At 69.1% G+C, this 20,013-nt stretch carries 15 protein-coding genes, 2 tRNA genes and 1 pseudogene; 5 read left to right on the top strand and 13 right to left on the bottom strand.

All coding sequences use genetic code 11. The annotated features are described in order from the left end of the window. Nucleotides 1-44: 44 nt before the first annotated feature. From rho to OG819_RS05650, 7 genes are all read right to left on the bottom strand, one after another. Nucleotides 45-2,099 carry a transcription termination factor Rho gene (rho, locus tag OG819_RS05620; RefSeq protein ID WP_266648302.1) on the bottom strand — a complete coding sequence of 685 codons (2,055 nt, stop codon included), beginning with the start codon at nucleotides 2,097-2,099 and terminating at the stop codon, nucleotides 45-47. 388 nt (nucleotides 2,100-2,487) lie between these two features. Further along, complete coding sequence (gene thrB, locus OG819_RS05625; protein ID WP_266628636.1) at nucleotides 2,488-3,417, bottom strand: homoserine kinase; 930 nt, start codon at nucleotides 3,415-3,417, stop codon at nucleotides 2,488-2,490. A 453-nt stretch (nucleotides 3,418-3,870) separates the two neighbouring features. Then, nucleotides 3,871-4,929 (bottom strand): threonine synthase, encoded by a 1,059-nt coding sequence (thrC, locus tag OG819_RS05630; RefSeq protein ID WP_217567841.1) that lies wholly within the window; start codon nucleotides 4,927-4,929, stop codon nucleotides 3,871-3,873. Nucleotides 4,930-4,935: 6 nt separating this feature from the next. Next, complete coding sequence (locus tag OG819_RS05635; protein WP_266634671.1) at nucleotides 4,936-6,234, bottom strand: homoserine dehydrogenase; 1,299 nt, start codon at nucleotides 6,232-6,234, stop codon at nucleotides 4,936-4,938. 293 nt (nucleotides 6,235-6,527) lie between these two features. Then, complete coding sequence (lysA, locus tag OG819_RS05640) at nucleotides 6,528-7,919, bottom strand: diaminopimelate decarboxylase (RefSeq protein WP_266628634.1); 1,392 nt, start codon at nucleotides 7,917-7,919, stop codon at nucleotides 6,528-6,530. Between the two features lie 17 nt (nucleotides 7,920-7,936). Then, nucleotides 7,937-9,052: an ArgS-related anticodon-binding protein NrtL gene (nrtL, locus tag OG819_RS05645; protein WP_266648304.1), complete on the bottom strand. Its 1,116-nt coding sequence runs from the start codon at nucleotides 9,050-9,052 to the stop codon at nucleotides 7,937-7,939. Nucleotides 9,053-9,479: 427 nt separating this feature from the next. After that, nucleotides 9,480-10,001, bottom strand: a complete 522-nt coding sequence (locus tag OG819_RS05650) for a response regulator (protein WP_266628630.1) — start codon at nucleotides 9,999-10,001, stop codon at nucleotides 9,480-9,482. 212 nt (nucleotides 10,002-10,213) lie between these two features. Here OG819_RS05650 and OG819_RS05655 point away from each other — a divergent pair. From OG819_RS05655 to OG819_RS05670, 4 genes are all read left to right on the top strand, one after another. After that, nucleotides 10,214-10,285 (top strand) — tRNA-Arg (locus OG819_RS05655). A 279-nt stretch (nucleotides 10,286-10,564) separates the two neighbouring features. Next, nucleotides 10,565-11,218, top strand: a complete 654-nt coding sequence (locus OG819_RS05660; RefSeq protein WP_266648305.1) for a hypothetical protein — start codon at nucleotides 10,565-10,567, stop codon at nucleotides 11,216-11,218. A gap of 67 nt (nucleotides 11,219-11,285) precedes the next feature. Beyond that, entirely contained in the window at nucleotides 11,286-11,705 is a 420-nt protein-coding gene (locus tag OG819_RS05665) for a hypothetical protein (RefSeq protein ID WP_266648307.1), read from the top strand. 14 nt (nucleotides 11,706-11,719) lie between these two features. Then, the gene (locus tag OG819_RS05670; protein ID WP_266648308.1) at nucleotides 11,720-12,379 is read left to right on the top strand and encodes a hypothetical protein; all 660 of its coding nucleotides are present in this window, start codon (nucleotides 11,720-11,722) and stop codon (nucleotides 12,377-12,379) included. Nucleotides 12,380-12,607: 228 nt separating this feature from the next. Here the strand turns inward: OG819_RS05670 and OG819_RS05675 are convergent. From OG819_RS05675 to OG819_RS05700, 6 genes and pseudogenes are all read right to left on the bottom strand, one after another. Continuing rightward, nucleotides 12,608-13,387: pseudogene (locus OG819_RS05675) on the bottom strand (transposase); the annotation flags it as partial. A gap of 74 nt (nucleotides 13,388-13,461) precedes the next feature. Further along, nucleotides 13,462-14,850, bottom strand: a complete 1,389-nt coding sequence (locus tag OG819_RS05680; protein ID WP_266648309.1) for a reverse transcriptase domain-containing protein — start codon at nucleotides 14,848-14,850, stop codon at nucleotides 13,462-13,464. A gap of 7 nt (nucleotides 14,851-14,857) precedes the next feature. Further along, nucleotides 14,858-17,590: a recombinase family protein gene (locus OG819_RS05685; RefSeq protein WP_266648310.1), complete on the bottom strand. Its 2,733-nt coding sequence runs from the start codon at nucleotides 17,588-17,590 to the stop codon at nucleotides 14,858-14,860. Nucleotides 17,591-17,723: 133 nt separating this feature from the next. Beyond that, nucleotides 17,724-17,972 carry a DUF5372 family protein gene (locus OG819_RS05690; RefSeq protein WP_266648312.1) on the bottom strand — a complete coding sequence of 83 codons (249 nt, stop codon included), beginning with the start codon at nucleotides 17,970-17,972 and terminating at the stop codon, nucleotides 17,724-17,726. A 37-nt stretch (nucleotides 17,973-18,009) separates the two neighbouring features. Next, on the bottom strand, nucleotides 18,010-18,450 hold the full coding sequence (locus OG819_RS05695; RefSeq protein ID WP_323139325.1) for a reverse transcriptase N-terminal domain-containing protein: 441 nt from the start codon (nucleotides 18,448-18,450) through the stop codon (nucleotides 18,010-18,012). 568 nt (nucleotides 18,451-19,018) lie between these two features. Next, entirely contained in the window at nucleotides 19,019-19,684 is a 666-nt protein-coding gene (locus OG819_RS05700; RefSeq protein ID WP_266648313.1) for a transposase, read from the bottom strand. 137 nt (nucleotides 19,685-19,821) lie between these two features. Here OG819_RS05700 and OG819_RS05705 point away from each other — a divergent pair. Continuing rightward, a tRNA-OTHER gene (locus tag OG819_RS05705) sits at nucleotides 19,822-19,905 on the top strand. Nucleotides 19,906-20,013: the final 108 nt, after the last annotated feature.

A 20,013-nucleotide genomic window follows, 5' to 3' on the forward strand; every position in this document is an offset into this window, starting at 1 on the left:
CGTCACGCGTGTGACGGGAGCGGCCCTCGGCGGTGCGGATGTCGTCAGTCGTTGCCCGGCATCGGCGTCGTCTTCTGGATCTGCAGCAGGAACTCGGCGTTCGACTTCGTCTGCTTCATCTTGTCGAGCAGCAGCTCGATCGCCTGCTGCTGGTCGAGCGCGTGCAGCACGCGGCGCAGCTTCCAGGTGATGGCGAGCTCGTCGCTGCCGAGCAGGATCTCTTCCTTACGCGTACCGGACGCGTCGACGTCCACCGCCGGGAAGATGCGCTTGTCGGCGAGCTTCCGGTCGAGCTTGAGCTCCGCGTTGCCGGTGCCCTTGAACTCCTCGAAGATCACCTCGTCCATGCGGGACCCGGTGTCGACGAGCGCGGTGGCGAGGATGGTCAGCGAACCGCCGTCCTCGATGTTGCGCGCGGCACCGAAGAAGCGCTTCGGCGGGTAGAGGGCCGTCGAGTCGACACCACCGGACAGGATGCGGCCGGAGGCCGGGGCGGCGAGGTTGTACGCACGGCCCAGACGCGTGATCGAGTCGAGCAGGACGACGACGTCGTGGCCCAGCTCCACCAGACGCTTGGCACGCTCGATGGCGAGCTCGGCGACCGTGGTGTGGTCCTCGGCCGGGCGGTCGAAGGTCGAGGAGATGACCTCGCCCTTGACCGACCGCTGCATGTCGGTGACCTCTTCCGGACGCTCGTCGACCAGGACGACCATCAGGTGGCACTCGGGGTTGTTGTGCGTGATCGCGTTGGCGATCGCCTGCATGATCATGGTCTTGCCGGTCTTCGGCGGGGCCACGATCAGACCACGCTGGCCCTTGCCGATCGGTGCGACGAGGTCGATGATGCGGGTCGTCAGCACACCCGGGTCGGTCTCCAGACGGAGCCGGTCCTGCGGGTAAAGGGGCGTCAGCTTGTTGAACTCCGGTCGCCCGCGCCCGGAGTCGGGGGCCATGCCGTTGGTCGAGTCCAGGCGCACGAGCGCGTTGAACTTCTCGCGGCGCTCGCCGTCCTTGGGCTGACGGACCGCGCCGGTGACGTGGTCACCCTTGCGCAGACCGTTCTTGCGGACCTGGGCGAGCGAGACGTACACGTCGTTCGGACCCGGCAGGTAGCCGGACGTACGGATGAACGCGTAGTTGTCGAGGATGTCCAGGATGCCCGCGACGGGGATCAGGACGTCGTCGTCGGCGAGCTGCGGCTCGTTGGCGGCGAACTCGTCGCGGCCGCGACGGCCCCGACGGTCGCGGTAACGCCCGCGACGGCCGCGGCGTCCGCCCTCGAAGTCGTCGTCGTCCTGCGGGCCGTTGTCGCGCTGCTGACGGTCCTGGCGGTCCTGTCGGCCGCCGCCCTGCTGCTGCTGACGGTCCTGACGCTCCTGGCGCTGCTGGCCGGCGCCGCCCTGGCCCTGCTGCTGCTCGTCGCCCTTGCCGCCACGGCGGTCACGGTCACGGCCGCCCCGCTCGCGGTCGCCACGCTCACCGCGGTCACGACGGTCCCGGCGGCCCTGCCGACCGTCGACACCTTCACCGGCGTCGGTCCTGGTCTCGGCGGAGGCCTCGACAGCGGCGGCCTTCGGCTCGCTCTTCGCCTCGGCGGCGACCGTCTCGGGGCTGCCGGCCTCGGCCACGGCACGACGACGGCGACGCTCACTCGCGGGAGCGTCGTCACTGGCCGGCTGGCCGGGGATCTCGATCTGCTGCTGGGCCACGGCCTTCTCGGCGGCGGGCTTCTCGGCGGCCTTCTTCTCGGCGGCCGGAGCGGCGTCATCGCCCGTACGGGCCTTGGAGGTGGCCCGGCGCTTCGGCTTGGTCTCGGTGGCGTCCCCGGCGGAGGAGGCAGCGGCCTTGGCCGAGGCACCCCCGCCCGACTGCGCCTCCTTGATGACCTCGATCAGCTGGCTCTTGCGCATCCGCGCGGTGCCCCTGATACCGAGGCCGGACGCGACCTGCTGCAGCTCGGCCAGCACCATGCCATCGAGGCCGGTACCGCGGCGCCGCCGGGAGCCGGCACCGGAGGCAGGCGCGGCAGAGGCGTCCGTGGCGGGCGCGGCAGCGGTCTCCTCGACACGTGCGCCCATCAGATCGGTGGTGTCGCTCACGAAGGGTCCTTCCCTGGAGCGGACGTCGGCCTGTCTGGCTCGGCGACCGGTTGTGCTGTCCGGCTTAGGTCCTTGCTGTGTGGACCGTGCCGGGGCGGTGGTCCGCCAAAGAGGCGGAAGGCATATCTGGTGATGACGATTCCGGAGCCGTGGCACTGAATTGCGGTGTCATCGGCACGGTCACGCCGGTTCCGGAGCGTGCTCAGCACTGCTCAGCGCATAGCACCCAATGCATGGCACAAAGCAGTTTGGGAGGCTCCCGGAAGAATGGTTGTCCCGGACGGGGACACGAAGCACCTCGCCATGGTGGGGTCGGGTGCAGACTTGAGGTTAACACTACCGGATCCAACAAACATTCCCCCTCTCCAAATCCGGCAACCGCGCGCTTTTAATGGACACCCGCCGGGGCGAGCGGCAGGACGCACGCCCCCGCGTCGTCGAGGTCCAGCCGATTGGCGGCCCACCCCTGACCCGCGAGATGAGCGACCTTGTCGGCGGATTCCTCATCGGCCAGCGCGAGGACGGTGGGGCCCGCGCCGGAGATCACCGCGGGGATGCCGTCGGCCCGCAGCCGCTCCACCAGCGCCGCGCTCTCCGGCATGGCCGGGGCGCGGTACTCCTGGTGCAGCCGGTCCTCGGTGGCGGGCAGCAGCAGCTCGGGGCGCCGGCTGAGGGCCTCGACGAGCAGTGCGGCCCGGCCCGCGTTGGCGGCGGCGTCGACATGCGGAACGGTGCGCGGCAGCAGACCGCGCGCGGTCTCGGTGAGAACCGGCTTTCCGGGAACGAAAACCACCGGAACGATGGAATCCGCAGGGTCCATCCTGATCGCCCGCGCGGCTCCGGCCTCCATCCAGGAGAGCGTGAAACCGCCGAGCAGACAGGCCGCGACATTGTCGGGATGGCCCTCGATCTCGGTGGCGAGCTCAAGAAGCGCGGTGTCGTCGAGTTTGCTGTCGCCGCCTATGGTCACGGCACGCGCGGCGACGATTCCGGCGCAGATGGCGGCCGAGGAGGAGCCGAGGCCCCGCCCGTGCGGGATGCGGTTGGCGCAGACGATCTCGAGGCCGCGCGGCTGTCCGCCCAGCAGATCGAAGGCGGTGCGCAGGGATCGTACGAGGAGGTGACTCTCGTCACGCGGCAGCGTCTCGCTGCCCTCACCTGCGATGTCGATGTGCAGCCCGGAGTCGGCCACCCGGACGACCACGTCGTCGTACAGCCCCAGTGACAGGCCGAAGGCGTCGAAGCCCGGCCCGAGGTTGGCGCTGGTGGCGGGGACGCGCACCCGGACGGCGGCGGCGCGGAACGCTGGACCGGCCATCGCTCGATGACTCTCCTTGAGCTGCGTGATGTACGAGATTTCCGATGTGCTTCGAGGTGCTGCGAGAGGAACTGCGTACTTCGGATGAACTGCGAAAGGGACTGCGATACGTACGGAAGACCCGGAGACCTCAGTGACTGCCCTGACTGCACTGACGGCGCGGCACCGCGGCATATGCGGCGGGCGGGTTCGGTACAGCCTATCGAAGGAAGGTTCTGTGGCGACATAGGGCGCACAGGAGGCGCACGATGCGTGTCGTAAGCCCCCCGTGCACCCCCTGTCGGGTTGCGCTAGGGATAGCCGGGGCGGCGGCCGGATTTCGCCAACTTCTGGCGAATTCCGCCCGCCACTGAGGGCCCCTGACAAGCCCCGACGGCTTCTGGCGGATGTGCGCCAGGCGGCTTTACGCCACACCTGCCCACCCCGTCGTTCGCCGGTCCGAGCCCTCCCGCCCTACGCCAGTCCGAGCCGCTCCGCCGCCGCGGCCGCGTCCACAGGAACGGTGACCGGCTGCGGGGCACCCGCAACGGCCCAGTCCGGGTCCTTGAGCCCGTTTCCAGTGACCGTGCAGACGATCCGCTGGCCGGGGTCGACCTTGCCCTGCTCGGCGGCCTTCAGCAGACCGGCGACGGACGCGGCGGACGCGGGCTCGACGAAAACGCCCTCCTGCGCGGCCAACAGCCGGTAGGCGCGCAGAATCTCACGGTCCGTCACTTCGTCGATGAAACCGCCGGACTCGTCCCGCGCGGCCAGCGCGAACTTCCACGAGGCCGGGTTGCCGATGCGGATCGCGGTGGCGATCGTCGACGGGTCCTTGACGACCTCGCCGCGCACGATGGGCGCGGAGCCGGAGGCCTGGAAGCCCCACATGCGCGGGGTCCGCTTGGCGATGCCGTCGGCGGCGTACTCCGTGTAACCCTTCCAGTACGCGGTGATGTTGCCCGCGTTGCCCACCGGCAGGACGTGGATGTCGGGCGCGTCGCCGAGCATGTCCACGATCTCGAAGGCGGCGGTCTTCTGTCCCTCGATGCGCACCGGGTTGACCGAATTGACCAGCGCCACCGGGTAGTTGTCCGACAGCGAGCGCGCGAGCGTCAGGCAGTCGTCGAAGTTGCCGTCGACCTGGAGGATCTTCGCGCCGTGCACGAGGGCCTGGCCCATCTTGCCGATGGCGATCTTGCCCTGCGGGACGAGCACGGCACACACCATGCCCGCGCGCACGGCATACGCGGCCGCGGAGGCGGACGTGTTGCCGGTGGAGGCGCAGATGACCGCCTTCGCACCCTCCTCCTTGGCCCGGGTGATGGCCATGGTCATACCGCGGTCCTTGAAGGACCCGGTCGGGTTGGCGCCCTCCACCTTCAGGTGGACCTCGCAGCCCGTGCGCTCGGAGAGCACCTGCGCGGGCACGAGCGGCGTACCGCCCTCACGGAGCGTCACGACCGGCGTGCTGTCGGACACCGGAAGCCGGTCCCGGTACTCCTCGATGATTCCGCGCCACTGGTGGGTCATTGCTGGTTACTCTCCTTCAACCCGCATGATGCTGGCGACACCCCGCACGGTGTCGAGGCTGCGCAGCGCCTCCACGGTCCCGTTCAGGGACGCGTCGGACGCTCGGTGGGTGACGACGACGAGAGATGCCTCGCCGCCTCCGTCTTGTCGTCCTTGCTGACGCACCGTATCGATCGATACGCCGTGCTCGGCGAAAACGGTGGCCACCTGGGCGAGAACACCAGGTTTGTCGGCCACGTCGAGGCTGATGTGGTAGCGCGTCACGACCTCGCCCATGGGCGAGACGGGCAGCTGGGTGTACGCGGAGTCGCCGGGCCCGGTCGCGCCGCCGAGCTTGTTGCGACAGACGGCGACGAGGTCGCCGAGCACGGCGGACGCGGTCGGGGCGCCGCCGGCGCCCGGCCCGTAGAACATGAGCTGCCCGGCGGCATCCGACTCGACGAACACCGCGTTGTACGCGCCGCGCACGGAGGCGAGGGGGTGGCTCAGCGGAATCATCGCCGGATGCACGCGCGCCGTCACCGATCCCCCGTCCGCCGCCCGCTCACAGATGGCGAGCAGCTTGATGGTGCAGCCCATCTCCTTCGCCGAGGCGAAGTCGGCGGCGGTGACCTCGGTCATGCCCTCGCGGTAGACGTCGTCGAGGCGCACCCGCGTGTGGAAGGAGATTCCGGCGAGGATGGCGGCCTTGGCGGCCGCGTCGAACCCCTCGACGTCGGCGGTCGGGTCGGCTTCGGCGTACCCGAGCGCGGTGGCCTCGTCGAGGGCCTCCTGATAGCCGGCTCCGGTGGAGTCCATCTTGTCGAGGATGAAGTTCGTCGTCCCGTTGACGATCCCCATCACACGGTTGATCTTGTCACCGGCGAGGGACTCGCGCAGCGGCCGGATCAGCGGGATGGCACCGGCGACGGCGGCCTCGTAGTAGAGGTCCCTGCCGTTCTCCTCCGCCGCCGCGTGCAGGGCGGCACCGTCCTGGGCGAGGAGCGCCTTGTTGGCGGAGACGACGGAGGCGCCGTGCTCGAAGGCGGTGGTGATGAGGGAGCGGGCGGGCTCGATACCGCCGATGACCTCGACGACGACGTCGATGTCCCCGCGTTTGACGAGGGCGGTGGCGTCGGTGGTGACGAGCTCGGGGTCGATGCCCTCGCGCACCTTGGACGGCCGGCGGACGGCCACGCCCGCCAGCTCGACGGGGGCTCCGATCCTGGCCGCGAGGTCGTCGGCGTGCGTCGTCATGATGCGCGCCACCTCTGAGCCGACAACCCCACAGCCCAGCAGCGCCACCTTCAGCGGACGCGTACGCATCATCCGACCTCGTTTCCTCATACCGTCTACGGTTGGACCAGTCTCACTCACCGGACGGGAGTTTCTATCCATGGTCCGGATCGTGAGACATCTATTTCATTTTTCTGACCGTTGGTGGCAGGAGATCTTCCACCTGGGCCGACTGCGCATTCCGACAACGATCGCCCGGTCGTTCTCGCGTTCTCGCATCGACCGGCCGGTTCATTTGGACATCTACCGGCCGGTCGTTCCCGCACCGATCGACAGGCCATTCGGACACCCATCGGCCGGTCATTCCCGCACCGATCGGCCGGTCACCCGACGTCGAGACGCAAGAGGTCCTCCTCCGTCTCCCGGCGGACGATCACCCGGGCCTCACCGTCGCGCACGGCGACGACCGGCGGGCGCAGGGCGTGGTTGTAGTTGCTGGCCATGGACCGGCAGTAGGCACCCGTGGCGGGTACGGCGATGAGGTCGCCGGGGGCCAGGTCGGAGGGCAGGAAGGCGTCCTTGACCACGATGTCCCCACTCTCACAGTGCTTGCCGACGACGCGGACGAGCATGGGCTCGGCGTCGGAGGTGCGCGAGACGAGGGCGACGCTGTACTCGGCGTCGTACAAGGCGGTCCGGATGTTGTCGGACATGCCCCCGTCCACGGAGACGTATGTCCGCAGCCCGTCGAGCGGCTTGATGGTGCCGACCTCGTAGAGCGTGAAGGCGGTGGGCCCGACGATGGCCCGCCCCGGCTCGACCGAGATCCGAGGCGTCCGCAGCTTCGCGGCCTCGCACTCCCGCGTGACGATCTCGCCCAGCGCCTTCGCGATCTCGTGCGGCTCACGGGGATCGTCGTCACTCGTGTACGCGATACCGAGACCGCCACCGAGGTCGATCTCGGGCAGCTCCACCCCGTGCTCGTCACGAACGGCGGCGAGCAGCGACACCACCCGCCGCGCGGCCACCTCGAACCCGGCCATGTCGAAGATCTGCGACCCGATGTGCGAGTGAATCCCCACGAGCTCGAGCCCGTCGAGCGAGAGCGCCCGCCGCACCGCCTCCGCGGCCTCTCCGTCGGCCAGCGCGATCCCGAACTTCTGGTCCTCGTGGGCGGTGGCGATGAACTCGTGGGTGTGCGCCTCGACGCCCACGGTCACGCGGATCTGCACCCGCTGCCGCTTGCCGAGGGACTGCGCGATGTGGGCAACGCGAACGATCTCCTGGAAGGAGTCGAGCACGATCCGCCCGACCCCGCTCTCGATGGCGGCGGTGATCTCTACCGCGGACTTGTTGTTTCCATGGAAGGCGATGCGATCGGCGGGCATCCCGGCGGAGAGGGCGGTGGCGAGCTCACCGCCGGAGCACACGTCGAGGTTGAGCCCCTCCTCATGCAGCCACCGCACGATCGCCCGCGAGAGGAAGGCCTTCCCGGCATAGAAGACGTCGGCGTCGTGCCCGAAGGCGGTCCGCCAGGCGCGGGCGCGCTCGCGGAAGTCGGCCTCGTCGATGAAGTACGCAGGGGTACCGAACTCCTCGGCGAGCCTGGTGACTTCGATCCCACCCACACGGACGACGCCGTCGTCCGTACGGCTGACCGTGTGCGCCCACACCTTGGGGTCGAGGGCGTTGAGGTCGGCGGGCGGGGCGCTGTAGTGGCCCTCGGGGAGGACATCGGCGTGACGGGGCCCGGCGGGGTGTGCGGAACGGCTCATTTTTCTCTCACAGACAGTCACAGATAGTCAGGGGCGCTGATGCCGAGCAGGGACAGGCCGCCGGCCAGCACCGTCCCGGCGGCTTCGGCGAGCGCGAGCCGGGCACGGTGGGCGGCCGAGGGTTTCTCGTCGCCGAGCGGCAGCACGGTGTGCTGGAAGGCGAGGAGGGCGTCGGCGGTGGTGACGAGGTGCCGGGCGAGCCGGTCGGGCGCGCGGTGCAGGGCCGCCTGCGTCAGCACGGCCGGATACCCGGCGAGGGCCCCGACGAGCTCGTCGACGCCGGGTACGTCACCGGGTACGTCACCGGGGTCGCCGGTGCAGCCGAGCGCGGCGGCGTTACGGATGAGGGCCCGGGCGCGGGCGTGCGCGTACCGGACCCGGAAGAGAGGGTTGCTCTCCCGCTGAAGCAGATGATCGGCGCTGATCCGCGGCCGGTCGTGGGACGCGGGATACAGCAGGGCCCAGCGGCCGGCGTCGGGACCGAGCGGGGTGGGGTCTTCGCGCGCGGGGGTGGGGCGCAGGGGGGTGGGCTTGGGGCGCGAGGGGTGGGCGTGGGGCGCCTCGGGGTGCGTGAGCTCGGTGTGTGGGGGCTCGGTACGCGGGGTCTCGACGTGCGGGGGATGAATGCGCGGGGGATGGATACGAGGGGGTTGGATGCGCGGGGCATGCAGGTGCTGCACCTCCGCGCGGCCACCCTGGGCGGCCACGATCCGTACGAGCGCGTCGGCGACGACCTCGGCCCGGATGTCGTACGGGATCAGGAGCGGGACGATCTGCCCCGCGAGGACGTCGCCGTGTCCATAGACATCACCCTGGAGCTGGATCTCACGTACGAGAGCGGCGCCCGCGCCACCCCCCAGGCGAAAGTTGAGAAACCCCGGCCCGGTGATCGCGACGTCGGCGACACCGTCGCTGCGGGTGAGGTGGGGTCGCAGGATCTCGGCGACCTGCCGTGCCGACCGCCCGGCGGGCCGCGCCAACTGCAACGCGATGTTCGTGGCGTAGTCCCCACACCCACCCGGCCCCGGCAACGTCACCACCGCCCGTACCGGCACGACCACGTTCAGCTCCCCCTCGTCCACGGCACAGCGCACCGCGCGCAGCACGGTACGGGAGAGCTCGACGGGGGTCACGGGACAAGCGTAGGGGAGGAGGGGGGTGGGTAAGCGAGTCGGTTTAATAAGGGTCCGGGATGTGGACGGGCAGAGGGAGCGGCCCCACTGACTGACGCACGGCAACGGCCCGATCACCCGGCCGACGCGCCAGACGCTCTTCCACGCCACGGACGGAGCAAGGCGACACGACACGGACGAACTGCGGCGACAGGGCCGAAGCGCGGCGACACGAACGAAGTGCGACGACAGGGACGATGTGCGGCGACGTCGCCGAAGCGGCACGGCGGAGTCACACGACTGCCACCGCCCCCCTCCCCCTGGGAGGTGGAGAGTCCGCGACTCCCAGCAACACGATGCACACCATGTAGGGGCACGGACGGACGGCTGACCGCAGGGCCAGGCGCCGCCGACCCCTCAGCTCAGCGCTCGGTGGCGCGGCACCCACTCAATGACCGGCGCGCTGAGCCTCCTCGGCCCCAAGCCCCTCGGGACCAAACGCATCCCTGTCGAAGGCACCGCCGCCGCCCTCTCCAAACGGCACGCCGTCCTCACCACCTCCCCGGCGACCCCCGCCACCCCCGGCCCCACTCCCCCGCCGCTCCATCAACTCCCGTACCAGCCGCACAAGTTCGGCAGGCTCGAAGGGCTTGGCGAGAAAGGCGTCGACACCGACGTCGAGCCCGCTCTCGACCTCGTGCTGCGTACAGGCACTGACGATGGCGAGGGGAAGATTCCGCGTCCGGGGATCGGCACGCAGCCGGGCGGCGGTGCGCAACCCGTCGAGCCGAGGCATGACCACGTCCAGGGTCACCACATCGGGCTGCACGTGATGCACGACGTCCAGGCATTCGGCACCGTCGGCCGCGGTCACGACCTCGATGCCCTCCAGCTCGAGGTTGACCCTGATCAGCTGCCGGATGACCTTGTTGTCGTCCACAACAAGCACCCGACCGGACGCGCCTGACACAACTCGAGAGTAGGTCCGCGCCCACCGCGCCGTCCGGGTTTTCCCCACTTCCACCCCCGTGCGGGGGTCCCGACCACCCCAAGGACGCCCACTCCGGACGCCTCCCCTCCCCCTCCCCGCAACACCGCCCCGCCCCCGCATAAACCCATGCCAGTCCCCCACGAAAGAGCTGGTAGGGTTCTACCCGTCGCCGCGAACACCGCGCCTGACACGCCCCCGTAGCTCAGGGGATAGAGCAACGGCCTCCGGAGCCGTGTGCGCAGGTTCGAATCCTGCCGGGGGCACCCTTCATAAGGTGCCCAAAGACCCCGTCACCAGCGGAAACGCTGAGGCCGGGGTCTTCGCGTATGTGCAGCCAGATGCCGCCCGAAGCGGCCGTATGTCGGGGTCCGTGGACGAGGCGTGGACGGGATCTTGGGGCATCGCCGCAGGTGGCGCGTCACCTACACGCCATGCAGCCGCCCTCCCCGCTATCTTCGTCCCGATGTCGGACGGTGCTCGGGTGGGGAGCCCAAGCCTTGATGCGCCTGTCACGCCGTCTTAGGCCGTCCGCAGGCAGATGAATGGACGAGTTGGGGGATCTCGTGGACGTGACCACGCTTGCCGTCGCACTCATCGGAGTTGTGGGGACACTGGGCGGAACTCTCGGTGGGGCAGTGCTCAGCCAGCGCGTCACCCGCGAGCAGAACCAGCGGGCCGATCGTGAACGGGCAGAAGACCGCCACGACCGAGCGCAGCAGGCCCGACGGGATCTCTATGCACGATTGAACACCACGGCTCGCACCTACCGCGTCGCTGCCCGAGACGCAGTCCGAGCGGCCGAGCGCGGTCAGGCCGCGGAACCCGCAATCCTTGACGCTGCCAAGGACGCTTGGTTGGAGAACTACTCGGTGGCACAGATGGCTCTACCGAAAGACGTCCATGAGATCGCCTCGGCCCTCAACCGGGCGCTCGGAGTCGGGTACACCGTCGTAAAGCAGTTGCCGACCAGTCCCGATCTCATAGGGGCGTACACCCGTGCCGGAACTTGGTTCAGCGGTCCATTGTCCGACGGCGTGTACCTCCTGCGGGTCGCTCTGCGTCATGACCTCGGCGTCGAAGTCCAGCCCGACTTCGCGCAAAATAGGTCTCGGATGCTTGCTGAGCTCAATAGCGAGCGAAGGAGCCTTAGACGTCTGCTCGCCTCGGAGCAAGCCCAGGCCACTCGCTCAGCTTGACGGCCCAGGCTGATTGCTGTGCGCGCGGCCCGGCCGTCTGCCGGGCTGGAGCGCCTGCAAGGTCGCCTTGGGGTGGCAGAGAGATGGGGCGCTCGACGCGTGGGCTCGGCTTCCCGAGAACAAGTTCACCACCTTCTCCCTCGCGCGCGCGCAGGATTTCGCTTCGCTGGCGAGGAAGGCCATCGCCGACCCGAACGTGGACTTGCACGTCAACATGACGGGACTGGAACGATTCGGAGACTTCATGGACGCTGCCAAGCGCGGCCTGCTGGCTGGTGAAGCCGGCCATTCCACAGACTACGAGATGTCCTTGATCGCGAGAGCCGTCGCCAATGGTCAACGCGCATGGAGTTCGGTGAGGTTCTATTATCCGACGGGCGCCGGTGACGTCGTGGAGCTCAGAAAGATAGACATGCCGGATCTGTCAAAGTTGGGGAAGCTTGATCCCGTAGACGGGGGCAAATTCGAGTACTGCCATCACTGCTAAGGAATCCGACGAATATGGACACCAACCGGAAAGACCTGTACCCGGACGTGACTGCTTCGGGTGGCCTTGGACCAGCCATGCGAGAGGCAGCACAGCTGCGCGGATGCGACACCGGGCTGGCGCCGTGGGCCGTCGACGTCGTCAGCATCCAAACGGCGAGGGGTTTCCTGTCGGTCGATCCTGCGACCGAGGAACGTCTTTTCCGGTTGAGTGTCGGCATTCCCGGGTTCGACTGGGAGATCGGCTCCACGGGGGACCTTGGACTGCTTGTGGAAGCGGTCGCCGCATGGCGGGAAGGCATACCGTTCGACGAGCTGGCGGAGAGATTCGGGTTCTTGGAGCTCGACGAATTCGTCGGGGCGCTCGAACGTGGAGAGCCCACCTCCTCGCAGTGGACCGAACTCCTGTCGTCCGACTTCAATCGGCGCCAATGGAACCTCCTGCGCCGCCTCCGTGCGGATGAGGTACTGCGGGACATGTTCCCGACCATCACGCACGGTGCCGTGCGCCTGTGTGTGGATGCGATGGACGGAAGGAGCCGTCAGATTCTGGTGGACGAGGTGAACGGGGAACTCTATGAGGTCATGCGCGTAGGGGTGCCCGGGGCCAGCTGGGTCGACGTGCCGACCGGTGATCTGATCGCCTACCTGCGAGCTGCCTTGAACGAAGAGTGATCCGGCAGATCGACGAGGTCGAACCCCGCCAGGTAATTCCTGGCGGGGTTTCTTCGTACGTTAGCCTCGATCTTTCGTGACGGCTCGTCGGTTTCGTCTGGCGGGCCGTTTCGGCTTGTTGGGTGGGGTGCGGGCAGGCCGGTGACCCGGCTGTCGCGTCGGGTGGGCGCCGGGTTCCACTGCTCCGGTGTGCGGGTTCTGGTCGTAGCGGTGGGTCGTTGCTGCTGGTCAGCCGGGATTCGGGAGGGCCTGGAGTCGTTCGATCGCGTCGGTGATCACGTTGCTCCAGGGCCAGTGCGTCGCGAATTTCAAGTGCCGGCGGCGGGCGGTGGTGACGAGCTGGGCGGCGGCGGAGAACAGGCGGAGCCGCAGGCGGCGGGGCTCCCAGAGCCGGGCCTTGCCGGTCAGGGCGAGCATCGGCATCCACGCGAGCAGGTCCAGGGCGAGCTGGACGATCTCCAGCCAGATCTGGTTCTGCGCGGTGTCGTGGAGGAGGAGGTTGCGCAGGCCGGTGGCGCGGGCGGCGCGGATGCGGTCCTCGGCTCTCGCCCGCTGGCGGTGGCGCAGTTCGAGGGCCGCGATCGGGACGCTGGTGGTGTTGGTGGCGAAGCAGGCCAGCCGCAGTCCGTCGGCGTCAGTGAAGCGCAACTGGGCGCCGGGGTGCGGGCGCTCTTTCCGGACGATCAGCCGCATCCCCTCCGGCCAGCCCTTGAGGACGTCGCCATCGAGCTCGGCGACCCAGGCGCCGTCACGGATCTCTCCGCCGGGTTCGGTGGCCGCCGTCCAGGCCGAGGCGGGAACCTTCAGGACGGCGTGGTGGATGGCGTCGGTGATGGTCATGCCGACCGAGTACGACAGCCACCGGCCGCGTCTGGCCAGCCAGGCCACGAACTCGTGGGTGCCGCCGCCGGAATCGGTCCGGATCAGTGTCTGACGCCCGCGCCGGTACTTCTTCGACAGCTGGGCCAGGGCGAGTTGGGCCGTGGTGATGTGGTCGGTGGCGGTGTTGTCGGGTAGCCCCAGCGCATTACTGCGCCGGGGCCCCCTCAGAACCGTGCGTGCCCGCTTTCCAGGCACACGGCTCAAGCAAGCCCCAAGGGCTCGCGGGCAGGCAGAACTGCTGGTCCCGGTGCGTGGGCGGCGATGCGCCATCGCGCGCAGTGGGCGTGCATGAGGCAGCGTGCGGTGTCGTCCGGCGGGTGGCCGTCCTCGGTGGTGAGCGCCGTGCGGCGGATCGCCTTGCGGACGGCGGTGAGCCACTGCTCCCACTCGGTGGGACTTTGCGGCTCTTGATCGGCGTGCAGCAGCAGAGTGCCGCAGCCGGGACAGCGGCCGTGCTGCGCGTGTAGCAGCCGCAGCACGAACGGCCCCAGCGGAGGCTTTCGCCGCCGTCGCCGATCAGCCCAGTAACCGGTCAGAGCCGGGTCGTCCGGAGACGCCCTACCTTTGACCAGCCGATGCCGGACAATCTTCGTCCAGGAGAACTTCACCAGGTAGCGGCCGGTGTCCCGGTCGCCGAACACCCAGCGGTCCCGCCTGGTCGGGTGGAACGCGCCGAAGTACCGGGCCACGACCCAGCGTTTCGACTTGTTCGGGTGCGCCCGCAGTCCCCACCGGTAGGTGAGCCGCCACACGTAGTGGTCCAAGGAGGAGAAGATCTCCTTGGACACTCCGGTGCGGTAGTAGGCCGCCCAGCCCCGGATCACGGGGTTGAGCTTGTTGATCACCGCTTGGGCGTTGGCCCCGTGTAGAGCCTTGACCTCGGCGGCGAGCCTGCTGCGAATGCGCCGCACCGCTGCCTTGCTGGGCTTGGTCAGCAGCTTGCCGTTGCGATAGCGGCGTACGTTGAACCCGAGGAAGTCGAAGCCCTCTTCAAGGCGGACGACGTGCGTCTTGTCCTCGTTGAAGGCCAGTCCCCTCGGCTTCAGCCACACCGCGAGCTGCTGCTTGACCTGCCGGGTCTGTTCCTCGCTGACGCACAGGGCCACGAGATCGTCGGCATAGCGGATCACCACGGGGGTGCCCGGCTCCGACTTGCCCGCGTGCCTCATCCCGTCAGGGAAGTACCGGACCCCGGCGGCTTGTTCCAGCCCGTGCAGGGCGACATTCAGTAGCGTGGGGCTGATCACCCCGCCTTGTGGAGTTCCCTCCTCGGTCGGGGTGAGTTGTTCACGCTCGACCACGCCCGCCTTCAGCCACTGCCTGATCTGTTCCCGCGCGGGGAACGTGCCGAGCTGGCGGAGAAGATGGTCGTGGTCGATGCGGTCGAACGCCGCTGCCAGGTCCGCGTCGAGAATCCACCGGCGGTGCGGGTTCTTTCCCCCGACCGCGTTGAAGATTGCCTCGATGGCGTCATGGCAGCCACGGCCGGGCCTGAAGCCGTACGACTTCGGCTCGAACCGTGCCTCCCACTCGGGCTCCAGCGCGTTGAGGGCCCGTGCCTGGAGAGCGCGGTCAACGATCACCGGCATGGTGGCTTCATACTGCCCCTCCTGCTGTGGGTGTTCGGGTTGTGAGGTCGGATTTCATGGTCTGGGCGGCGAGTTGGAGACCGGCGGCCTCGTTGTCGCTGGTCCAGGGGATGCTCAGGCGGCCGTCGGCGGCGCGGTGGGCGTCCAGGCGGTGGCGGGCGATCCAGTAGTAGACCGCGCCGGCGCGGACGCCGAGCCGGTCGGCGACCTGCTGGACGCTCAGTTCGCCGCGTGCGGTGGTGGTGTCGGGCAGTGGGTGACTGCCGGGGCCGGTGGGGCCGGAGTGTTTGGGCCGGTCCAGGTCGGCCCGCAACGCGGCCTCGACCTGGTCGTTCCAGGGGATGGCGATGCGGCCGCTGGGAGTGCGATGTGCGGGCAGGCGTCCGATACGTACTTGGTAGCGCACGGCCGCGTCGAGGACTCCGAGGCGGGCTGCTGCTTCGGGAATGCTGATCTCGTCGGCTCGGGCGGCCTCGGCGGGCAGTGGGCGGCGCCCGGTGGGCATGAACTGCTCGGGGTGGGTGATCCAGTCCCGGCAGTCGGCTTCGACCTGGTCGTCCCAAGGGATGCACCAGCGGCCCCCGACGTCCTTGCGCGCGGTCAGCCGTCCGCAGCGGATCCAGTAGTAGAGGGCGTGCTCGACCACGCCCAGGTGGGCGGCGCCCTGCTGGACGCTGACCTCGCCGGGCAAGGTCTGCGGCGGTGTCGTGGGGCGGGGGGTGAGGTGGCCGGAGGTGTCGATCTGGCGGCGGCAGTTGGCTTCGACCTGGTCATTCCACGGGATACACCAGCGGCCGCCGGAATCCTTGCGGGCGTCCAGGCGCCCGTGGGTGAGCCAGTAGTAGACGGCGTCCGCAGTGATGCCCAGGATCTGGGCTGCCTGATTCACGCAGATCTCCCCGTCCCGGAACGGGACCGGTGCCGGGATCTTGTAGGTGTAGCTGACCCACTTGACGGCCGCCACGTCATAGGGGCGCCCGGTCCCGGTGGTCAGCTGGGCGGCGGCGAGCGCGGCGACGACCTGCTCGTCGCTGTGGTCCGGACGCAGGGTCGCGATCAACTCCCGCGCCGCCGCCGGGGTCCGCCGGATGTCGGCCGAGAGCCGGGGGCGGGTCAGGGCGAGTTCGTCGGTGGCGCCGGTGTGCCAGCGCACCCCGACCCGGGCGCGGGCCCGGTCGGTCTCGGGCAGCAGGGTCACATCCGAGATCAGTGTCCGCAGCAGGCGTTTGCGGTCGCGGTCCCTGGTGTCGGGGGCGTGCCACAGTCCGGGCAGGTCAGCGGCCAGGGCCTGCAGTGCGGAGCGGTCCGGCAGGGCCGGCTTGGCTTCGCGGGCGCTGTTCAGGGCCGCCTGGGCCTGGTCGAGTGCGGCGAGTCTGGCTTCCCAGCGGGCTTCCAGGGTGCGGGCGACCATGCGGTTCTCCGGATCGACGGCGGTGAACGTCCGCTCGGCGCGGTCCGCGTCGTACTGGGCTCGCTCCACCGCCAGCTCGGCGGCGCGGTGCGAGCGGGTGTGCCGGCCGGCGACCTCGTCGGCGGCGGCCAGGGCCAGCTCGATGTGCTCAGGGCTGAGGGTTTCCAGCAGTGCCGCCACCACGGCGTCGTCCACGATGTCGGCGCGGATCGAGCGGCAGGTCGCGGTGGCCTCGTGGTCGGCCCGGGACAGCGAGCATTCGTAGGCAGCCCGGCCGCTCGAGTGGTAGCGGGTGGTCATCGGGCGTCCGCACGATCCGCAGAACATGATCCCCTGACACAGGGCCAGTCCCTCACGCGCCGGCCTGGCGCCGTCGCGGGTGCAGTTGGCCTTGAGCTTCGCCTCGGCCGCCACGTAGTCCGCCCAGGTCCAGTAGCCCTCGTGGTGGTCATGCAGGACCACCGGCCACTGCTCGCGGGGTACCCGCGTCAGGCTGGTGCGCACGCTGCCGTCCGGCTGGACCCGGCGCCGGGTGGTGTTGCGGCCATAGACATACGTGCCCGCGTAACAAGGGTTGCTCAGTACCCCCAGTGCCCGGGCGTGGGTGAGCTTGCCCCACCGTAACTGGCCTGCCCACGCGCCGCCGTAGGCGCGGAGCGGGAAGCGTCGGTCGACGAATGCTGCGACGACCTGGTAGGCCGAGCCGCCGGCCGCGAACGCGGCGAAGACGTCGCGGATCGCGGCCTGCACCTCCATATCCGGGTCGATCACGCAGTTGCCCTCGTCGTCGTAGACGTAGCCCACCGGCAGCGGGGACCGCAGGTCGCCGCGCTCGGCGGCGGCCCGCTTCGCGCCCTGCAGCCGGCTCGACAGGATGTGCAGCTCGGCCTCGCTCATCGATCCTTTGAGGCCGAGCAGGAGTCGGTCGTTGAAGTTGGTCAGGTCGTAGACCCCGTCGTCGTCGATCAGCAGTACGTCCGTCAGCCGCGCGAGTTCCAGCAGCCGGGCGAAGTCGGCCGAGGACCGCGCGAGACGCGAGACCTCCAGGCCGAAGATCGCTCCGACCTCGCCCAGACAGACCTTGGCGACCAGATCGCGAAAACCCTCCCGGACCTGCCCGAACTTCCCCGACAGGCCCAGGTCCGCGTCGATGACCAGCACATCCTCGCGGTCCCAGCCCAGCCGGACCGCCTCGTCGCCCAGCGCGTACTGCCGCAACGTGGACTCGGTGTTGTCGCGGACCTGGATCAACGTGCTCTGCCGCAGATAGACCGCCGCTGTCCTCAAGCGGTGGGACGCTGTGATCTTCGAGGTCCCGTTCACGATCACGGCTGCCTCCCAACGCGGACTCGACCATGTTGGCCAGCACCATCACCATCTCCACGCGGCACTGCGGTGATGACGGCACGGCCCCTCGCTTCCGCCCGCCCCGGGGCTGATGCGCGACACAACTCTCGTCGCATCAGGATCCGCCTCCGCTCGCGCCAGCACCACGGCTCACCAGGGCATCCACCAGCGCACGAAGAGCACTCAGCCCCTCGACCGCGAGCCGGTCCCCGCCCGGCTCCCCGCCGCGATCCGTCCACTCCTGCGGCAACGTCACACTCCGGCTTACGCCGTACGCGCAGACGAAGACCAGCGCGCCACTGCGCCGCTTGACGAACAGAATGTCCAACTGCTGGCCCGCCAGCGCGTGGAACGGGTGGGTCACCGTCAAAGAACCCAAAGACTGCCTGGACGCTACGGCGCTATGCCGTGTCCGTCGGGATGCCGAGCGGGCGCTGTTTCTTCCCTCCTGCCTTGGGGATATACACCCGCCTGACCGGCCGGGCCCTCCACGTGTCGGCGGATCGCTGCATCCAGTCGGCCAGTTCGGCCTTGCCCTGGGGTAGCAGCACCACCTTCCCGTCGATCCCGGCGGTCGTGCGGCCAGCGTTGATCTCCGTGACCCGGCGCACGCTGAGCAGCATGTTGGCGCGGGATCGGAGCATCAGCTTCTGCAGATTGCGGACCCTTTTCAGGTCCCCTGCCTGCGATGCCGTGAAGATGCGTTGCCGAAGTCGCCGTACGTCGTCTTCGACCTGCTGCCAGTCGACGGCCAGCCAGTCGGTGATCTCGTCCTCAGGTCCGTTCACCGCAGCCTCGGCTGGGGCGTCCAACTTGTCCCTCGGTTCGGGGTGTTCGAGCATCTGGTCTCCACAGACTCACCTGACCCACGTCGGCACCCTTTCGAGTTCGGGCACGTGCCCGTATCCGGCCGGTTATGCAGGGCGATCGGCGGAGGGCCGAATGCGTTGCCCCGTCTTCCCGCTGCCTTTCAGCTGCCGGCGTTCGCTTCTTGGGTCATCCTGTTCCCGCCCGGGGGCTGGGCCTTCCTCGCAGTCGGCTCACCGCTCAGTCGCCTGAGCGGACCCCGTCGGGGTTTCCACGTTCCACACAGTTGAGATACGACCGGGGTGGGCGCCCCCTATACCCCGGGGACGGTGGTGTCCTCCCGGTCGGCGGTTCGCTGTCCGACCGGCACCCGCCGCTTCTCAGCGGCCAGTCCCTGCACTCCGCTGAAGACTTCCGTCTGGCGAAGCCCAAACGTGACGAGGCATCATCAGGGGTTCACTCGCGTTCACCCGTCCGGCCTTCCCCTTGCCTGTGGCCCCCGGACGGATCGGGAACCCTTGGGCGTCTCCTTCGAGCTCCGCACCCCACCGTTGCCAGTGACGCACGTCGAAGCGGGGACGGGCCTTGGACACTGGCCCGGGTCTACACCTTCGACATCAGTCGAACCTCCAATCGGTGCAACCACTCAAACTGTGCGACCTCGTGTCGCACGCTGCCCGCGTTGCCGGGCCGCAGCAGAGCGGCGACCGGCTCCCCGCTGCCGCCTGGGCCGTGGTCGACGAAGGCCATCAGCGGGTGGTGCCCGAAGGTCTTCTTCCAGGTCGCGGCGGCGTCCTGCTTCTCGGAGTGGGCCAGCACGAGCACCCCGTCGATGTCCACGATCACCTGTCCGCCGGCGTCCGGTCCGGCTTGTCCGGCCAGCTTCCAGACGTGTTCGCGGACATGGGCCCGTGCGGTGCGGATCGCCGCCAGGGCCTTCGGCCCGGCCGAGGCGAGGGCATCGATGAGGCGGGAGACGGTGGGATCGGAGGCCACCGCACCGAACACGGCCGGCTCGGATCGCAGCATGCCCACATCGGCCAGACAGTCCCCGCCGAGCGCGACCGCCAGGGCCACATCCAGCAGGATCTTCCCCGGATCGTGCACCGCCCGCGCCTTGCACCACGGCGCCAGAGCCGCCGATATCGCCTGGTCCAGCCCGGTCTTACGGGCCGTCTCCACCAACAGGACGCCTCCCGCCTGCGAGACGACCGCCCGGCCACCGCCCTCGACGCGGACGCGCGGGTAGGACCCGATACGCTTCTTCACCTGGGAAGTGCCTCCGACGGTGGCAGGAACTAGGACCTCGACAATCCTTATCCTTGCTGGTCAGAGGCACTTTTCGTTTGTCTGACCACCCGTCGGACACCAGGCTTCATGAAAGCGCGAGGCTAAGGGTCCCGCTTCCCCGCAGGTCAGACCACGGGAAGACTCACGGCCTCACCTGGGCTCCGGAGCCGTGTGCGCAGGTTCGAATCCTGCCGGGGGCACAGAAGCCGGACCAGCGTGATCAAGTCGCTGACCAGCCAAAGTGCCAGACATTGAGAGCCGGACCCAGTCCTACTGGGTCCGGCTCTTTGTCGTTGTTACGCACTGAC

This window comes from Streptomyces sp. NBC_01549 (genome assembly GCF_026339955.1).
Lineage (GTDB): Bacteria > Actinomycetota > Actinomycetes > Streptomycetales > Streptomycetaceae > Streptomyces.